Genomic DNA, 17785 nt, shown 5'->3' on the forward strand with positions numbered 1-17785 from the left:
TCGGCGGGTGTTTCGGCTGCTGTTCGTTTCCCCGCGGATCGCGCCCAACACCGGCAACGCCATCCGCACCTGCGCGGCAACCGGCTGCGAACTGCATCTGGTCGAGCCGCTGGGCTTTGACCTGTCCGAGCCCAAGCTGCGACGGGCCGGGCTGGACTACCACGACCTGGCGTGTGTGACCGTGCACCCGTCGCTGGCGCAGGCGTGGCAGGCGCTGTCGCCGGCGCGGGTGTTCGCCTTCACCGCGCAGGCGGCGACGTTGTTCACCGACGTCGGCTACCGGGCCGGTGACGTGTTGATGTTCGGGCCCGAACCCACCGGGCTGGACGAGGCGACCCTGGCCGATCCGCACGTCACCGCGCGGGTGCGCATTCCCATGCTGGCGGGCCGGCGCTCGCTGAACCTGTCCAACGCCGCGGCCGTCGCCGTCTACGAGGCCTGGCGCCAGCACGGCTACCCAGGGGCAGGGTAGCTACCAGCCGTTCCAATGGGTCAGGGTCTGGGCCGGCAGCCGGTTGGCGGGCCGGAAGTCGGTGCCCTTGGTGTAGGCGATCGGGAACAGCCCGCCCTGGCTGTAGGTGTCGTAGGGGATGCCGAGCACCTGCGCCACCGTGCGCTCACCGTCGTCGAGCAGGTGCAGCGTCGTCCAGCAGGAGCCCAACCCGCGGGAGCGCAGCGCCAGGCAGAAGCTCCACACCGCCGGGAACAGTGAGGCCCAAAACGACACCCCACCCAACGGCGACTCGTCTTCCCGGCCTTTCAGGCAGGGGATCAGCAGCACCGGGGCCCGGTGCATGTGTTCGGCGAGATAGGTCGCCGAATCGCGGACCCGCCCCATCCGCTCGCCGCGGGTGTCGCCGTCGGGGTACTCGGGCGCCGGCCCGCTGAGGTAGCCCCGGGCGTTGGCCAGGTAGACGTCGGCGATCGCCTTTTTCTTGTCGGCGTCCTCGACGAACACCCATTGCCAGCCCTGGGAATTGGAACCGGTGGGCGCCTGCAGCGCCAGCTCGAGGCATTCCATCAGCACCTCGCGGGGCACCGGCTTGTCGAAATCGAGGCGTTTGCGCACCGAGCGGGTGGTGGTCAGGACCTCGTCGACGGACAGGTTGAGGGTCATCTGGGCAGGCTACCGTTGGGCCATGAGCGTCGAACTGACACAAGAGGTTTCTGCCAGGCTCACGTCCGACCTTTACGGGTGGTTGACCACGGTCGCCCGATCGGGGCAGCCGGTTCCGCGGCTGGTGTGGTTCTACTTCGACGGGACCGACCTGACGGTGTACTCCATGCCGAACGCCGCCAAGATCGCCCACATCACCGCCCATCCGCAGGTCAGCCTGAACCTGGACTCCGACGGCAACGGCGGCGGGATCATCGTCGTGGGCGGGACCGCCGTGGTGGACGCCACCGATGTCGACTGCCGCGACGACGCGCCGTACTGGGCCAAGTACCGCGACGACGCCGCGAAGTTCGGGCTGACCGAGGCGATCGCCGCCTACAGCACCCGGCTGAAGATCACCCCGACCCGGGTGTGGACGACGCCCACGGGCTAGCGTCCTCGCTCGCGGCCAGAGTGAAATCCACGACGCGTTTGCGGCGTGTCGCGTCGCCCGTTTCACTGTCGGCGCAGAGGTTCACCGGAAGTCGCGCGACTTGGCGCCGACCGCCAGGGTGAGGCGGCCCATCCGTTCGGCGACGACGGTGATTGCGCCGCTGGCGTTTTGGACCTGGCCGCGGATCAGCAGCGCCGGCGCCGTGTGCGCGAGCTTGCGGTGTCGCGCCCACACTCCCGGCGTGCAGAGCACGTTGACCATCCCGGTCTCGTCTTCGAGGTTGATGAACGTCACCCCCTGGGCCGTGGCGGGTCGCTGCCGATGGGTCACCGCCCCGGCGATCAGCACCCGATCGCCGTCGGGCACCGATCCCAGCTTCTCGGTGGGCAGCACCCCCATCGCGTCCAGGTCGGCCCGCAGGAACTGCGTCGGATAGCTGTCCGGGGAGACGCCGGTGGCCCACACGTCGGCGGCGGCCAGCTCCAGCCCGCTCATCCCCGGCAGCGCCGGGATGTGCGGCGACGAGCCCACCCCGGGTAACCGGTCCGGCCGGCCCGTGGCCGCGGCCCCGGCCGCCCACAGCGCCTCCCGTCGCGACATGCCGAAGCAGCCCAGCGCCCCGGCCGTCGCCAACGCTTCGGCCTGCGGCACGGAAAGCTGCACCCGCGACGTCAGGTCCAGCAGGGAGGTGAACGGGCCGTTGGCTGTTCGCTCCGCGACCAGCTTCTCGGCCAGCTCGGCGCCGAGGTAGCGGACGGCGCCCAAGCCCAAACGCACCTCCGTTCCGGCGTTCTCACACGTGGCGTGCGCCAGGCTGGCATTGACACACGGGCCGTGCACCACCACGCCGTGCCGGCGGGCGTCGGCCACCAGCGACTGCGGCGAATAGAAACCCATCGGCTGGGCGCGCAGCAGCGCCGCACAGAACGCCGCCGGGTGATGCAGCTTGAACCACGCCGAGTAGAACACCAGCGACGCGAAGGACAGCGCGTGGCTCTCGGGGAAGCCGAAATTGGCGAACGCCTCCAGCTTTTCGTAGATCCGGTCGATCACCTCGTCGGGAGCGCCGTGCAGCGCGCGCATGCCGTCGTAGAACCGGCCGCGCAGCCGGCGCATCCGTTCGGTCGAGCGTTTGGACCCCATGGCGCGGCGCAGCTGGTCGGCCTCGGCGGCGGAAAAGCCGGCGCAGTCGACCGCCAACTGCATCAGCTGCTCCTGAAACAGCGGCACTCCCAACGTCTTTCGCAATGCCGGCGCCATCGACGGGTGCTCGTAGACGACCGGGTCGACGCCGTTGCGCCGCCGGATGTAGGGGTGCACCGATCCGCCCTGGATGGGCCCGGGGCGGATCAGCGCCACCTCCACCACCAGGTCGTAGAACACCCGCGGCTTAAGGCGCGGCAGGGTGGCCATCTGCGCACGTGACTCCACCTGGAACACGCCGACGGAATCGGCGCGGGCCAGCATCTCGTAGACCGCCGGCTCGGAGAGGTCGAGGCGGGCCAGGTCCACCTCGATGCCCTTGTGCTCGGCCACCAGGTCTTTCGCATAGTGCAGCGCCGAGAGCATGCCCAGCCCGAGTAGGTCGAATTTCACCAAGCCGATTGCCGCGCAGTCGTCTTTGTCCCATTGCAGGACGCTGCGGTTGGCCATGCGCGCCCATTCCACCGGGCACACGTCGGCGATCGGGCGGTCGCAGATGACCATGCCGCCGGAGTGAATGCCCAGATGCCGCGGCAGGTTGCGGATCTGGGTGGCCAGGTCGATCACCTGCTCGGGGATGCCGTCTACGTCGTCGGCCTGCCCGGTCCAGTGGCCGATCTGCTTGCTCCACGCGTCCTGCTGACCCGGCGAGAAGCCCAGGGCGCGGGCCATGTCACGCACCGCGCTGCGCCCCCGGTAGGTGATGACGTTGGCGACCTGGGCGGCGTAGTCGCGGCCGTATTTGTGGTAGACGTACTGGATGACCTTTTCGCGCTGATCCGACTCGATGTCGATGTCGATGTCGGGTGGCCCGTCGCGGGCCGGCGAGAGGAAACGTTCGAACAACAGCTCGTTGGCCACCGGGTCGACGGCGGTGACGCCGAGGGCATAGCAGACCGCGGAGTTGGCCGCCGATCCCCGGCCCTGACACAGGATGTCGTTGCGGCGGCAAAACCGGGTGATGTCGTGCACCACCAGGAAATACCCCGGAAATCCCAGCTGTGCAATGACTTTCAGCTCATGCTCGATCTGGGAGTAGGCCTTTCGCGCCCGCTCCACCGGCCCGTAGCGGTCGCGGGCACCGGCCATGACCAACGACCGCAGCCAGCTGTCCTCGGTGTGCCCGTCGGGAACCTCGAACGGCGGCAGCCGCGGCGCGATGAGCCGTAGGCCAAAGGCGCACCGCTCGCCGAGCTCGGCGGCCGCGGTCACCGCTTCGGGGCACCACGCGAACAGCCGGGCCATCTCCTCCCCGGAGCGCAGGTGCGCCCCACCCAGCGGGGCCAGCCACCCGGCCGCGGAGTCCAGCGACCGCCGGGCCCGGATGGCCGCCATCGCCATCGCCAGCCGCCCACGTGACGGATCCGCGAAGTGCGCCCCGGTGGTGGCGACGACGCCGACACCGAAGCGCGGCGCCAGCCCGGCCAGCGCGGCGTTGCGTTCGTCGTCGAGCGGGTGACCATGATGGGTCAGCTCGATGCTGACCCGGCTGGGGGTGAACCGGTCCACCAGATCGGCCAGTGCCCGCTGCGCGGCGGCCGGGCCACCCTGGGAAAGCGCTTGGCGCACATGGCCTTTGCGGCAGCCAGTCAGGATGTGCCAGTGCCCGCCGGCGGCCTCGGTCAGCGCGTCGAAGTCGTAGCGCGGCTTGCCCTTTTCGCCGCCGGCCAGATGCGCCGCGGCCAGTTGCCGCGACAGCCGCCGGTAGCCTTCCGGGCCGCGGGCCAGCACCAGCAGATGCGGGCCGGGCGGGTCCGGCCGCTCGGTGCGAGCCGTGGCGCCCAGTGACAGCTCGGCGCCGAAGACCGTGCGCACGTCGAGTTCCGCGGCCGCTTCGGCGAACCGTACCGCCCCGTACAGGCCGTTGTGGTCGGTCAGCGCCAGGGCACGCAGATCCAGCCGGGCGGCCTCCTCGACCAACTCCTCCGGCGTGCTGGCCCCGTCGAGGAAGCTGTACGCCGTATGCGCATGCAGCTCGGCATACGCGACCGACGATCCGACCCGGTCCCGGTCCGGCGGCTGGTACGTCCCGCGCCGGCGGGAGCGCGGACCGTCATCGGCGGGCTCGGCGGCGGCCGACGCACCGGCGTGGCGCGGCTTGCCGTTAAGCACCCGCTCCATTTCCGCCCAGCTCGGCGGCCCGTTGCTCCAACCCACATTCCACAGTCTATCGAACACTTGTTCGATAGACCAGTTATTCAGCGCATCTTCACCTGCGAAACATGTTCTTAACCGTTTGGGCCTTCTGCTTCCGGTGCGGTCCGGCGGACACTTATACCTGGGGTCGCAAAACGACGGTGGGGACTTGTCATGGCACAACTGACGGCGCTGGATGCGGGTTTTCTCACGTCCCGCGATCCGGAGCGGCACCCGAGCCTGGCGATCGGCGCAGTTGCCGTCGTCAACGGTGCCGCCCCCAGCTACGACCAGCTCAAAACGGTTCTCGCAGAACGGCTTAAGTCGATACCTCGATGTACCCAGGTGTTGGCGGCCGAGTGGATCGACTATCCCGGATTCGACCTCACCCAGCACGTGCGACGGGTGGCGCTTCCCCGGCCTGGCGACGAAGCCGAGCTGTTCCGGGCCATCGCGCTGGCCCTCGAGCGTCCCCTCGACCCGGACCGCCCGCTGTGGGAGTGCTGGATCATCGAAGGCCTCGACGGCAACCGCTGGGCGATCTTGATAAAGATCCACCATTGCATGGCCGGCGCCATGTCGGCGGCCCACCTGCTGGCTAGGCTCTGCGACGATGCCAACAGTAGTGCCTTCGCTAACAATGTTGATATCAAACAGATTCCGCCGCATAGCGATGCGCGCGGCTGGGCCGATACCCTGTGGCGAACGTCCGTCAGCATCGCTGGCGCCGTCTGCACGGCTGCGGCACGCGCCGCCAGCTGGCCCGCGGTGACGTCACCGGCCCGCCCGGTCACCACCAGGCGGCGGTACCAAACGGTGCGCGTTCCCCGCGCCGCCGTCGACGCCGTGTGCCACAAGTTTGGGGTGACCGCCAACGACGTCGCGCTCGCGGCCATCACCGAGGGCTTCCGAACGGTCCTGCTGCACCGCGGCCAACAACCCCGCGCCGACTCACTGCGTACCCTAGAGAAATCCGATGGCAGCTCGGCCATGCTGCCCTATCTCCCCGTCGACACCGACGACCCGGTGCAGCGACTGCGCACCGTGCACAACCGGTTGAACCAGACCCAGCACAACGGTAGCCGCACCGGCAGCCTCTCGGACTATACGCCTTTCATGTTGTGCGCCAAGATGATTCACGCGCTAGCTCGGTTACCGCAACAAGGCATCATCACCCTGGCGACCAGTGCGCCCGGGCCACGCCACCAGTTACGGCTGATGGGCCAGAAGGTGGACCAGGTGCTGCCCATCCCGCCCACCGCGCTGCAGCTGAGCACCGGGGTCGCGGTCCTCAGCTACGGCGATGAGCTGGTGTTCGGCATCACCGCTGACTATGACGCCGCGTCCGAAATGCAGCAGCTGGTCAACGGTATCGAACTGGGTGTGGCACGTCTGGTAGCGCTCAGCCACGACTCCGTGCTGCTGTTCACCAAGGATCGCCGCAAGCGTTCATCCCGCGCACTCCCCAGCGCCGCGCGGCGGGGGCGGCCCTCTGTGCCGACCGCCCGAGCACGTCACTGACGCCATCTGCGTCGGCGTTGACCCCCGTGAGAAGGTGGGGCCGTGCGCAAGTTGGGGCCGGTCACCATCGACCCGCGCCGCCATGACGCGGTGCTGTTCGACGCCGCGTTGGACGCCACCGAGGCGCTGACTCGGCGCCTGCACGAGGCCGGCGTCGGCACCGACGTCTTTTCGCGGCACGTCCCGATCGCGGCGGCCGCCCGGCCGGGCCGCTGCGCCGTCGTCACGGCTCATGCGGCCGCCGTCACCGCCGCCCGCGGCGGCGGGTTCGCGCTGGTCATCGGGGTCGACCGGACGGGACACCGGGACGCCCTGCGACGTTGCGGCGCCGACGCGGTGGTGGCGGACCTGAGCGACGTCGGCGTACGCACCGGGGACCGGCGGATGTCTGCGCTTCCCGACGCGTCGGCTGCCCTGGACGTGGCGGACTGGCTCACCGCCCGCCGGCCCGCGGTGTTCTTCGACTTCGACGGCACGCTGTCGGACATCGTGGACGATCCCGACGCGGCCAGGCCCGCGCCCGGGGCCGTCGAGGCACTCCACCAGTTGGCCGCGCGGTGCCCGGTCGCCATCCTCAGCGGCCGCGACCTCGCCGACGTGTCCGCGCGCGTGGGGCTCCCCGGGATCTGGTACGCCGGCAGCCATGGTTTCGAGTTGACCGCACCCGACGGAACGCACCACCACAACGACGCCGCGGCGGCGGCCATACCGGTGCTGGCGGGAGCGGCGGCCGAGCTCCGCGACCAACTTGGACCCATCCCCGGTGTTGCGGTGGAGCACAAGCGGTTTGGCGTCGCCGTGCACTACCGCAACGCGGCGCGTGACCGGGTCGGCGAGGTGACCGCCGCGGTGCGCACCGCGGGCCAGCGTCATGGGCTGCGGGTGACGACCGGGCGCGAGGTCATTGAGCTGCGCCCGGATGTCGACTGGGACAAGGGGAAGACGCTGCGCTGGGTGATCGATCACCTGCACCGGGCGGGGTCGGGTCCGCTGGTTGCGATCTATGTCGGAGACGACATCACCGACGAGGACGCGTTCGACGTGGTCTGCCCCGATGGTGTTCCCATCGTGGTGCGCCACACCGAGGACGGTGACCGCGCCACCGCCGCGCTGTTCGCGCTGGACGGTCCGGCACGGGTCGTCGAGTTCACCGCCCGGTTGGCGCGCCGGCTCAGCGGCACCTAAGGCCCGCGAGCAGACGCAAAAGCCCCCAAATCCGGTCGGATTTGGGGGCTTTTGCGTCTGCTCGCCGGGTTACGACGGGGCGATCACGGTCATGCCGAGCGTCTTGGCGGCGTCGCGCATCCGGTCGTCGTAGGTGCACAACCGGCCCAGATCGACGCCGAGCCGCTGCGCCGTCGCCAAGTGGATGGCATCGAGCGTGCGCAGCTCGAATGGCAGCAGCCCACCAGCGAGATCGAGGACGCGCTTGTCGACGCGCAGCAGATCGAGATGAGCCAGCGCCCGGCGGCCGGCTCTCCGCGCTGATTCACCCTTGTCAAGCAGGGCCCGCATGACCTCCGCGCGCGCAAAGGCACTCGACACCCGCGGGTGGCGGGTGCGAAGGTAGCGGCGCAGCGCGTCCGACTCCGGCTCACGAACCGCGAGCTTGACGATGGCGGACGAGTCAAGATAGATGGCCGCCATCAACGCTCGTGCTCACGCAGGCGCGCAAGCGTCACCGACGGCAGCTCGACGCCCGCGTCGAGGTCGAGCGGTTCGGGCAGATCAGCGGCGTCGAGCGTGGCACGCTCGATCTCGCCGCTTGCCAGCAGCTGCTCATATGGACCGCCCTGCGGCAGCGGCGAGAGCAGGGCGACGGGCCGGCCGCGGTCGGTGATCTCGATCGTCTCGCCGGCCTCGACACGGCGCAGCAGCTCGCTGGCCCGCTGCCGCAGCTCACGCACACCCACCGAAGTCATTGTGCTAACTGTAGCACAAGAGGCCGCCTCCTGGCCCGGCGTCCGACTTGTGCAGGCTTTAAGTAACGTCCGTGTTAATTAGTGGCCGCCGCTTGGGGTCCACCGGGGCCCCCGCGGCGAAACACCAGACGTGATGCCGTGATCGGCGATACGCTTCGCCCCATTGATGGGAGGACAGCCATGTCGTTTGTGATCGCGAACCCCGAGATGCTGGCAGCGGCGGCAACCGATTTGGCCGGCATCCGGTCGGCGATCAGCGCCGCGACCGCGGCGGCGGCGGCCCCGACGATCCAGGTTGCCGCGGCCGGCGCCGACGAGGTGTCGCTGGCCATCTCGGCGCTGTTTGGCCAGCACGCCCAGGCCTATCAGGCGCTCAGCGCCCAGGCGACGATCTTTCACGACCAGTTCGTGCAGGCCCTGACCTCCGGCGGCAACCTGTATGCGGCCGCCGAGAGCCACACCGTCGAGCAGATGGTGCTCAACGCGATCAACGCGCCCACCCAGACACTGTTCGGCCGCCCGCTGATCGGCGACGGCGCCAACGGCACGGCCGAAAGCCCGGACGGCCAAAACGGCGGCCTGCTGTTCGGCAACGGCGGCAACGGCTTTACCCAGACGACCGCCGGGGTGGCCGGCGGCAACGGCGGCAGCGCGGGGTTGATCGGCAACGGCGGGGCCGGCGGCGGCGGCGGGGCCGGCGCCGCCGGCGGCCTCGGCGGCAACGGCGGGTGGCTGTACGGCAACGGCGGGGCCGGCGGCATCGGGGGCGCGGGCACCGGAACCGGTGGTCACGGCGGGGCCGGCGGGGCCGGCGGCCGGGCCTGGCTGTGGGGCCGGGCGGCGAGGCGGCGCCGCCGCCGCCATCGGCAACGCCGTCACCCCCGGCGGGGCCGGCGGCGCCGGCGGCGCCGGCGGTGACGGCGGCTGGTTGTTCGGCGACGGCGGGGCCGGCGGCACCGGCGGCAACGGCGGCAGCGGCTTTAACAGCTTGACCTCTTCGGTCGGCGGCGCCGGCGGGGCCGGCGGGCACGCCGGGCTGTTCGGCGCCGGCGGGACCGGCGGGACCGGCGGCATCGGCGGGCAAAACACCGAGACCGGCCCGGCCGCCAGCAACGGCGGTGCCGGCGGCGCCGGCGGCGGCGGCGGGTACCTGGTCGGCGATGGTGGCGCCGGCGGGACCGGCGGGGCCGGCGGGGTGAATTCCAGCGGTGGCGCCACCCTCACCGGGGGCACCGGAGGGACCGGCGGGGCCGGCGGGGCGGCCGGGTGGCTCCACGGCAGCGGCGGGACCGGCGGTGCCGGCGGCGCCGGTGGGCTCAACAACGCCGGCGGTGCCACCGGCGGCACCGGCGGTGCCGGCGGAGCCGGCGGCTCTGGAGCGTGGCTGTACGGCAACGGCGGGGCCGGCGGGGCCGGCGGGGCCGGCGCCTCCGGAAACGCGGGCGCCGGCGGCGGTGGCGGGGCCGGCGCGAATGCTGGGCTGATCGGCGCCGGCGGCGCCGGCGGGGCCGGCGGCGCCGGCGGAAACCAAACCGGTGGCTTGGGCAGGGGCGGCGACGCCGGGAACGGCGGCGCCGGCGGCGCCGGTGGTCAGCTGTACGGCAACGGCGGGGACGGCGGCAACGGCGGGGCCGGCGGGGCCAACACCGGCGGCGGCAATGGCAGCGACGGCGGGGCCGCCGGCCACGGCGGGGCCGGCGGGAGCGCCCGGCTGATCGGAGCCGGCGGCCACGGCGGGGACGGCGGCGCCGGCGGGAACACCGCCGGCAGAAGGGCCGATGCGGTCGCTGGCGACGGCGGCAACGGCGGCGCCGGAGGCAACGGCGGGTGGCTGATCGGCGATGCCGGGGCCGGCGGGGCCGGCGGCCACGGCGGGAACAACACCTCGACCACCAACGAAGCGGGCCAAACGGGCGGCACCGGCGGCAATGGCGGCAACGGCGGCGCCGGCGGCACGGCCGGACTGCTTGCTGGCAATGGTGGGGTCGGCGGAGCCGGTGGGACCGGCGGCAACGGCGGGAAGGCCGCCGGGAACAGCGTCGTGGGCGGCAACGCCGGCAACGGCGGCAGCGGTGGCGCCGGCGGGCTTGCCGGGCAGCTCGGCAACGGCGGTGGTGGCGGGTCCGGCGGCAACGGCGGCAACGGCGGGACCGGCACTACCGCCGGCAACGGCGGCAATGGCGGCGTCGGCGCGGTCGGCGGCAACGCCCAGCTCATCGGCAACGGCGGCAACGGCGGTGGCGGCGGCAACGGCGGAACCGGCGCCACCCCCGGCACCGGCGGCGCCGGCGCCGCCGGCGGCACCGGCGGCACGCTGTTCGGCGCCCCCGGAACCACCGGCGCCGACGGCACCTAAGGCCCGCGAGCAGACGCGAAAGCCCCCGAAAATGCCCATTTTCGGGGGCTTTCGCGTCTGCTCGGCGGGGCTAACCCGCCACGTACTCCACCGCGCCGTCGTCGAGCACCACCCGCGCCTCGGCGCCGTCGAAACCGGCGACCTCGGTGCGAAACACCGCCTTGCCCGGCTCGGTGCGCCAGATCACCGTCGACAGCGTCTCACCGGGAAACACCGGCTTGGTGAACCGCGCGGCGATCGAGGTGATGTTGGCCGCCACGCCGCCGCCGAGCTCGGCGACCAGCGCGCGGCCCGTGAAGCCGTAGGTGCACAGCCCGTGCAGGATCGGCTTGGGAAACCCGGCCAGCTGGGTGGCGAACCAGGGGTCGCTGTGCAGCGGGTTGCGGTCGCCGGACAGCCGGTAGATCAGCGCCTGGTCCTCGCGGGTGGGCAGGTCGATGCGGGCGTCCGGCTCGCGGTCGGGAAATTCCGGCGCGGCCGGCCGCTCCCCCTTCACGCCCCCGAAGCCGCCCGCACCCCGGATGACCAGCGTGGTCAGCGTCTCGGCGATCAGCGCGCCCGAGTCCGGGTCGCAACCGCGGGCGCGCAGCACGACGATCGCGTTCTTGCCCTCGCCCTTGTCCTGGATGTCGGCGACCTCGCAGACCACCGACAGCTTTCCCGCCGCCGGCAGCGGTGCATGCAGCCGCACGGCCTGCGAGCCGTGCAGCAGCCTGGCCCAGTTGAACTTGCCGACCTTGCCGGCCGCGCCGAACGCCGGGCAGCAGATCACCGCGAACGTCGGCAACACCTGCTGGGTGATGCCGTGGCTGTTCTCGGTGGTCAGGGACAGGTCTTCGGTCCCGGCGCCCACCCCGATCGCGTAGAGCAGCGTGTCCCGGTCGGTCCACTCGAACAACACCGGCTCGGTCGTCGCGCCGACGGCGTTGGGATCAATCGCCATGCCAGTCTCCTCCCGGTTGGAAAATCATCGCAAACCCTTCCCCCCGACGGTGTCGGCAGGGCAGGCTATCGCCATGGCGAAGCGCACCCCGATCCGGAAGGCCTGCAAAGTCGTAGCCGTGCTCGCCGCGGCGGTGGTCGTCGGCGCCTGCGGCGGCGGCGGCCCGCAGGCACGCAGCATCACCGTGACCTTCATCCGCAACGCGCAATCCCAGGCCAACGCCGACGGGATCATCGACACCGGCGCCCCGGGGCCCGGCCTGTCCGCCGAGGGCAAATCGCAGGCTCAGCAGTTGGCCAACCAGGTCGCGCGCAACCAGTTCGACAGCATCTACGCCTCCCCCATGGCCGACGCCCAGCAGACCGCCGCGCCGCTGGCCAGCGAACTCAGTCGGCAAGTCGAGATCCTTCCCGGCCTGCAGCCCATCGGGGCCGGCTGGTACAATGGCAAACCCGAATCGATGGCCAACTCGACGTATCTGGTGGCGCCGGCGCAGTGGGTCAACGGCGATGTCGACACCAGCATCCCGGGCTCGCTCAGCGGCAGCGATTTCAACTCCCAGTTCGCCGGCGCGGTTCGCAAGATCTACGACAGCGGCCACAACAAACCGGTGGCGATCTCCCAGGGCGCGGCGATCATGGTGTGGACGCTGATGAACGTCAAGAACCCCAAGATCAGCCTGTTCAACAGCCACCCTCTGCCGAATGCCGGGCGGGTGGTCATCACCGGCAACCCGGACACCGGCTGGACGCTGGTGGAGTGGGACGGAGTCCGCGACTTCAGCTGACCGACCCCACGGTTGACGCCGGCGGCCGGATGCCGCCACCATGACCCCATGCGGTATGTCGTTACCGGCGGTACCGGGTTTATCGGGCGCCACGTGGTATCCCGCCTGCTGGACGGCCGGCCCGACGCGCAACTGTGGGTGCTGGTCCGCCGCTCGTCGCTGGCCCGCTTCGAGCGCCTCGCCGGCCGGTGGGGCGAGCGGGCACGACCGCTGGTCGGTGACCTCACGCGGCTCCGATTGGCCGAGGAGACCATCGCCGAGCTGGGCGACATCGACCATCTGGTGCACTGCGCGGCGGTCGGCACCCGCGCCGCCGTCGAGCTGGCCCAGCGGCTGGGCGCCACGCTGCACCACGTGTCGTCGATCGCGGTGGCCGGAGACTTCACCGGCGAGTACACCGAGGCCGACTTCGACGTCGGCCAGCGCCTGCCGACCCCGTATCACCGCACGGCGTTTGACGCCGAGTCGCTGGTGCGTTCGGCGCCCGGGCTGCGGTACCGCATCTACCGCCCGGCGGTGGTGGTGGGTGATTCGCGTACCGGCGAGATGGACCGGGTCGACGGGCCGTACCACGTCTTCGGGGTGTTGGCCAAGCTGGCGGCGTTGCCGTCGTTCACCCCGATGCTGCTGCCCGACACCGGGCGCATCAACATCGTCCCGGTCGACTACGTCGCCGACGCCCTGGTGGCGCTCATGCACGCCGCGGGCCGGGATGGGCAGACGTTTCACCTGACCGCGCCGACAGCCATCGGACTGCGCGGCATCTACCGCGGGATCGCCGGCGCGGCCGGACTGCCCCCGCTGCTCGGGCCGCTGCCCGGCTCTGTGGCCGCACCGGTGCTCAACGCCCGTGGCCGCGCCAAGGTGCTGCGCGACATGGCGGCCACCCAACTGGGAATTCCCGCCGAGATTTTCGACGTCGTCGACTCCGCCACCACGTTCACGTCGGACGCAACCCGGGAGGCGTTGCGCGGCACCGGCATTCACGTGCCCGAGTTCGCCACGTACGCACCCCAGCTGTGGCGGTACTGGGCCGAGCATCTCGACCCCGACCGCGCCCGTCGCAACCATCCGCTGGTGGGCCGGCACGTCATCATCACCGGCGCCTCCAGCGGCATCGGCCGGGCGGCCGCGATCGCCGTGGCCAAACGGGGCGCGACGGTGTTCGCGCTGGCCCGCAACGGCGACGCGCTGGATGGGCTGGTCGCCGAGATCCGCGCCGGCGGCGGCCAGGCGTACGCGTTCACCTGCGACGTCACCGATTCCGCGTCGGTGGAGCACACCGTCAAGGACATCCTGGGCCGGTTCGACCATGTCGACTATCTGGTGAACAACGCGGGCCGGTCGATCCGGCGGTCGGTGGTCAACGCCACCGACCGGTTGCACGACTACGAACGGGTGATGGCGGTCAACTACTTCGGCGCGGTGCGGATGGTGCTGGCGCTGCTGCCGCACTGGCGCGAGCGCCGGTTCGGCCACGTCGTCAACGTCTCCAGCGCCGGCGTGCAGGCCCGCAACCCCCGATACAGCTCGTATCTGCCCACCAAGGCGGCCTTGGACGCATTCGCCGACGTGGTAGCCTCCGAGACGCTGTCCGACCACATCACGTTCACCAACATCCACATGCCGCTGGTGGCCACCCCGATGATCGCCCCGTCCCGACGGCTCAACCCGGTGCGCGCGATCAGCGCCGAACACGCGGCGGCCATGGTTGTGCGAGGGCTGGTCGAAAAGCCGGCGCGCATCGACACCCCGCTGGGCACGCTGGCCGAGGTCGGCAACTACGTCGCGCCGCGGCTGGCCCGCCGTGTCCTGCATCAGCTGTATCTAGGCTATCCTGATTCGCCTGCAGCACAGGGAATTTCACCACCGGACGGCGACCGCACCGCCCGTCGACCCAACCGCCCGGCCCGCATGGGGATCCCCCGACCGGTCAGACGCTGGGGACGGCTGGTGCCCGGCGTGCATTGGTAACCACGTCTGGCAGGTCCTGGTCCTTGGGCAGGCCAGGTTCGTGGATCTCTCCTTCGGGTGCGGGCCGGCGATGGTGTGCGGCAGGCGTATCGTGATCGCGGTGCCCCCGGTTTTCGTCGACGTTGACACCGGCATCGACGACGCCCTGGCGCTGATCTATCTGCTGGCCAGTGACGCCGATCTGGTCGGCATCGCCTGCACCGGCGGGAACATCGAAGTGGATCAGGTGTGCGCCAACAACCTCGGTGTGCTCGAATTGTGTTGCGCCGCAGATATACCCGTGTCCAAAGGTGCCGACGAGCCGCTGAGCGGTCGGTGGCCCGATCACCCAAAGTTTCACGGCCCCAAGGGTTTAGGTTACGCCGAGCTGCCGCCCACCGGTCGCCGGTTGACCGGCCACGACGCCACGGCGGCCTGGGTGCAGGCGGCGCACCGCCACGCCGGGGAGCTGGTCGGCCTGGTCACCGGCCCGCTGACCAACCTGGCGCTGGCGCTGCGCGCCGAACCCGAGCTGCCGAGGCTGCTGCGCCGGCTGGTGATCATGGGCGGGGTGTTCGCCGGCCAGGATCGGGGTGCCGAGTGGAATATCCGGGTGGACCCCGAGGCGGCCGGCGAAGTACTTGCCGGCTGGGCGGGGCGACACCAACTTCCGATCGTGTGCGGCTTGGATCTGACCCGGCGTGTCGCGATGACACCGGACCCCCGACAAGGCGAATGCGGGTGACAAGATCGACGGGGTTGGATCTGACCCGGCGTGTCGCGATGACACCGGACCTGCTGGCCAGGCTGGCGTCCGTGTCGGGCCCGTCTCCGCTGATGCGGGTGATCGAGGACGCGCTGCGGTTCTACTTCGAGTCCCACGAAGAGCGCGGACACGGATATCTGGCGTATCTGCACGACCCGCTGGCCGCCGCGGTGGCGCTGGACCCGCGGCTGGTGACGACCCGGGCCGTGACGGTGGATGTCGCGCTGACGGGTGCAACGGTGGCCGATTGGTCAGGAGCCCGACAACCCAACGCGCAGCTAGGCATTGGTGTCGACCCGGCGGTGTTCTTCGACCGGTTCATCGAACGGGTCGGACGATTCTCACGCCGAACGTGAACTGGTGGCGCGATTTTCCCGAAATTCTCGCCCTGACGTCACGCTCGGCGGAAGTTATTCGTAGATCCCCTCCAGATACCACCGCCGCTGGCGGTAGCACAGCAGCAGCGCGGTGCCGGGATCGCCGTCCAGCAACACCTGGGCGCGGGCGGCACGGCTCCCCTGACCGCCCGCCTCCAGGTCCCACCACCGCTCGTCGACCGGCCAGGGTCCGGCCCACCAGCGCAACCGGTCGTCGCGGCCCCGGGCGGTCAGTCGCGCCGGGTCCGCGGAGAACATCCCCCGGCTGGTCACCCGTATCGGGTTTCCTTGGGCGTCAAGCAGTTCCACCGGGTCGTCGAGCAGCACCGCCGGCGACGGATCGGGCAGTTGGCCGGGCCACGGCTGGCCCGGGTCGGCCTGCGGCACCGGCTCGTCGCCCAGCGGGGTCAACGTGATGCGCTCGGCCGGCCCCCGACCGCCGGACAGCACCGGCACCCGCACCGCCTCCGGACCGAGCAAGCCCTGGACTCGCACCAGCGCCCGACGGGCCCGAAGCCTGTCCGGTTCACCCAGACCACCCCATAACGGCAACTGCAGGCCTTCTGATGCGGAAACCACCTCGACCGCCTGCAGCCGCAGCTGCGTCACCGCCGCGGTGGGCCGGTCGGTGGTTCGCATGTTCAACCACCCGTCCAGTTGCCAGCGCACCCGGTCGGCGGTGGCGTCCTCGGTCAGCGGCTCGGCGCACCGCCACACCCGGCTGCGCTCTTCGCCGTTGGCGGTGACGGCGTGAATGGCCAGCCGGGTGCAGCCCACCCCGGCGGCCATCAGCGCCCGATGCAGCGTGGCGGCCAGCGAACGCCCGGCGAATGCCGCGGCGTCGACCCGGTCGATCGGCGGATCGCAGTGCAGCACAACGTCGTATTCCGGCGGCCGCTCACGTCCGGCGGGCGGGCGTTCCGGTTCGCCGCGGGCGAACCGGTGCGCGGCCACCGCGTCGGCGCCGAACCGGGAAGCCACGTCGCTGCGAGACAGCGCGGCGAACTGTCCGATGGTGCGAATCCCCAACCGCCACAACAGATCCGTCAGCTCATCTCGCCCCCGACCGGACAGGCTCGGCTCGGTGGCAAGCTGCCGGATGGACAGCAACGACAGAAACCGCGCGTCGTCTCCCGGCTGCAGGACACGGCCCGCACGCGCCGCGAAAACCGCGGTGGACACCCGGTCGGCGATCCCGACCTGACACTCGGCGCCGGCCGCGGCCACCGCGTCGATCAGCCGCTCGGCGGCCAGCCGCTCGGACCCGAAAAAGCGGACCGCCCCGCGCACCGGCAACACCGCCAGCCCGGGCCGCAGCACCTCGACACGGGGCACCAGATCCTCCACCGCCGCGATCACCGCTTCGAAGAACCGGGCGTCACGGTCGGCGTCGGCGGTCGCGGTGTGCAGGTGCGGACAACGCGCCGCCGCCTCCCGGCGCCGCAACCCTCGGCGCACTCCGGCCGCACGCGCGGTCGCCGAGCAGGCGATCACCCGGTTTGCCGACGTGACCGCGACCGCGGCCGTCGCGGGCAGGCCCGCGGCCGCGGCCGCCGCGACCGCGGGCCAGTCCATGCACCAGATCGCCAGCACCCGGGAAGGAGCCATCAGGACTCACCCGGTTCGCGCCCGGCCGACGCACGCCCCGCTGATCTGCAGCCGCACCCCACCGATCCGGCCGAACCCTGGGACGGGCACGCCCCTGAGAGCCGGAGTGACCTCATAGCCGCAGACCCGGGCCGCAAGCCGCGCCGACGCCCCCTGCCACTCGCCGCCGGTGACCAGCAGGGTGCACCCTTTTTGCCGGGCGCGGGCCACCACCGCCCGCGCCCGCGCCCGCGTCACCCGGCGTCCACCCAGGCCGAGCACCACCAGATCCATGCCGTCGAGGAGCACCCCGGCCAGCTCCACCGGATCGCTCCCGGGATCGGGTATCACCGCCAGCCGACTCAGATCCGCCCCCATTTCCACGGCGGCCAGCAACCCGATGTCCGGTTGGCCGACGATGACCGCGTTACCCCCGCCCGACGTCACCGACGCCACCATGCGCAGCAGCAGCGACCGGGCCCCCGACAGCACCGCCACCGTTCCCCGGGGCAACGGCACCGGCGCCGCCGGCAGCCACTCCGGTTGCAGGTCATCCGAACGGGCGGCAGCCAGCGCGGCCATCCGTCGTCGTAGCGATTCGAGCCGCTCAGAGGCGACAGCCGCAGTCATGACCAGCCTCCTACCAGTTTTCGAATATATGTTCGAGTAAACACCCGCCCTCCG

13 protein-coding genes and 2 pseudogenes are annotated in these 17785 nt (G+C 71.4%); 8 read left to right on the forward strand and 7 right to left on the reverse strand.

Annotated elements, in window-relative coordinates:
* Window positions 1–7: 7 nt before the first annotated feature.
* On the forward strand, window positions 8–472 hold the full coding sequence (locus tag G6N20_RS12900; RefSeq protein WP_083052287.1) for a tRNA (cytidine(34)-2'-O)-methyltransferase: 465 nt from the start codon (window positions 8–10) through the stop codon (window positions 470–472).
* Here G6N20_RS12900 and G6N20_RS12905 read toward each other — a convergent pair whose 3' ends face one another.
* A complete protein-coding gene (locus G6N20_RS12905) occupies window positions 473–1117 on the reverse strand; it encodes a nitroreductase family protein (protein WP_083052290.1) in 645 nt (214 codons plus the stop codon).
* Between the two features lie 22 nt (window positions 1118–1139).
* Here G6N20_RS12905 and G6N20_RS12910 point away from each other — a divergent pair, with 22 nt between their 5' ends.
* Window positions 1140–1550 carry a TIGR03667 family PPOX class F420-dependent oxidoreductase gene (locus G6N20_RS12910; protein WP_083052293.1) on the forward strand — a complete coding sequence of 137 codons (411 nt, stop codon included), beginning with the start codon at window positions 1140–1142 and terminating at the stop codon, window positions 1548–1550.
* Between the two features lie 81 nt (window positions 1551–1631).
* Here the strand turns inward: G6N20_RS12910 and dnaE2 are convergent, their stop codons facing one another.
* A complete protein-coding gene (gene dnaE2 / locus G6N20_RS12915; RefSeq protein WP_179961470.1) occupies window positions 1632–4910 on the reverse strand; it encodes an error-prone DNA polymerase DnaE2 in 3279 nt (1092 codons plus the stop codon).
* Window positions 4911–5063: 153 nt separating this feature from the next.
* On the opposite strand from dnaE2, the gene G6N20_RS12920 reads away from it, so the two are divergent.
* Window positions 5064–6410, forward strand: a complete 1347-nt coding sequence (locus tag G6N20_RS12920; protein WP_083052296.1) for a WS/DGAT/MGAT family O-acyltransferase — start codon at window positions 5064–5066, stop codon at window positions 6408–6410.
* Between the two features lie 42 nt (window positions 6411–6452).
* Window positions 6453–7595, forward strand: a complete 1143-nt coding sequence (gene otsB, locus G6N20_RS12925) for a trehalose-phosphatase (protein WP_083052299.1) — start codon at window positions 6453–6455, stop codon at window positions 7593–7595.
* A gap of 69 nt (window positions 7596–7664) precedes the next feature.
* Here otsB and G6N20_RS12930 read toward each other — a convergent pair whose 3' ends face one another.
* Entirely contained in the window at window positions 7665–8057 is a 393-nt protein-coding gene (locus G6N20_RS12930) for a type II toxin-antitoxin system VapC family toxin (protein WP_083052302.1), read from the reverse strand.
* On the reverse strand, window positions 8057–8332 hold the full coding sequence (locus G6N20_RS12935; protein WP_083052305.1) for a type II toxin-antitoxin system Phd/YefM family antitoxin: 276 nt from the start codon (window positions 8330–8332) through the stop codon (window positions 8057–8059). Before G6N20_RS12935 ends, G6N20_RS12930 begins: the two co-directional genes overlap by 1 nt.
* A gap of 180 nt (window positions 8333–8512) precedes the next feature.
* On the opposite strand from G6N20_RS12935, the pseudogene G6N20_RS12940 reads away from it, so the two are divergent.
* Window positions 8513–10688 (forward strand): annotated as a pseudogene (locus tag G6N20_RS12940) (PE family protein).
* 70 nt (window positions 10689–10758) lie between these two features.
* Here the strand turns inward: G6N20_RS12940 and G6N20_RS12945 are convergent.
* A complete protein-coding gene (locus tag G6N20_RS12945; RefSeq protein WP_083045837.1) occupies window positions 10759–11631 on the reverse strand; it encodes a MaoC/PaaZ C-terminal domain-containing protein in 873 nt (290 codons plus the stop codon).
* Window positions 11632–11704: 73 nt separating this feature from the next.
* On the opposite strand from G6N20_RS12945, the gene G6N20_RS12950 reads away from it, so the two are divergent.
* The 3 genes and pseudogenes from G6N20_RS12950 to G6N20_RS12960 all read left to right on the forward strand — a co-directional run bounded on the left by G6N20_RS12950 (window position 11705) and on the right by G6N20_RS12960 (window position 15493).
* Window positions 11705–12418, forward strand: coding sequence for a histidine phosphatase family protein (locus G6N20_RS12950; protein ID WP_083045838.1), 714 nt, complete (start codon window positions 11705–11707; stop codon window positions 12416–12418).
* Window positions 12419–12466: 48 nt separating this feature from the next.
* Window positions 12467–14392: an SDR family oxidoreductase gene (locus tag G6N20_RS12955; protein ID WP_083045839.1), complete on the forward strand. Its 1926-nt coding sequence runs from the start codon at window positions 12467–12469 to the stop codon at window positions 14390–14392.
* Between the two features lie 100 nt (window positions 14393–14492).
* Window positions 14493–15493: pseudogene (locus G6N20_RS12960) on the forward strand (nucleoside hydrolase).
* Window positions 15494–15547: 54 nt separating this feature from the next.
* Here G6N20_RS12960 and G6N20_RS12965 read toward each other — a convergent pair.
* Both G6N20_RS12965 and G6N20_RS12970 read right to left on the reverse strand, forming a co-directional pair.
* Window positions 15548–17125: a DNA polymerase Y family protein gene (locus G6N20_RS12965; protein WP_142271812.1), complete on the reverse strand. Its 1578-nt coding sequence runs from the start codon at window positions 17123–17125 to the stop codon at window positions 15548–15550.
* Window positions 17126–17128: 3 nt separating this feature from the next.
* Window positions 17129–17731 carry a hypothetical protein gene (locus G6N20_RS12970; protein ID WP_083045841.1) on the reverse strand — a complete coding sequence of 201 codons (603 nt, stop codon included), beginning with the start codon at window positions 17729–17731 and terminating at the stop codon, window positions 17129–17131.
* Between the last annotated feature and the right edge of the window lie 54 nt (window positions 17732–17785).

It is taken from the genome of Mycobacterium shinjukuense (assembly GCF_010730055.1).
GTDB classification, from domain to species: Bacteria; Actinomycetota; Actinomycetes; order Mycobacteriales; family Mycobacteriaceae; genus Mycobacterium; species Mycobacterium shinjukuense.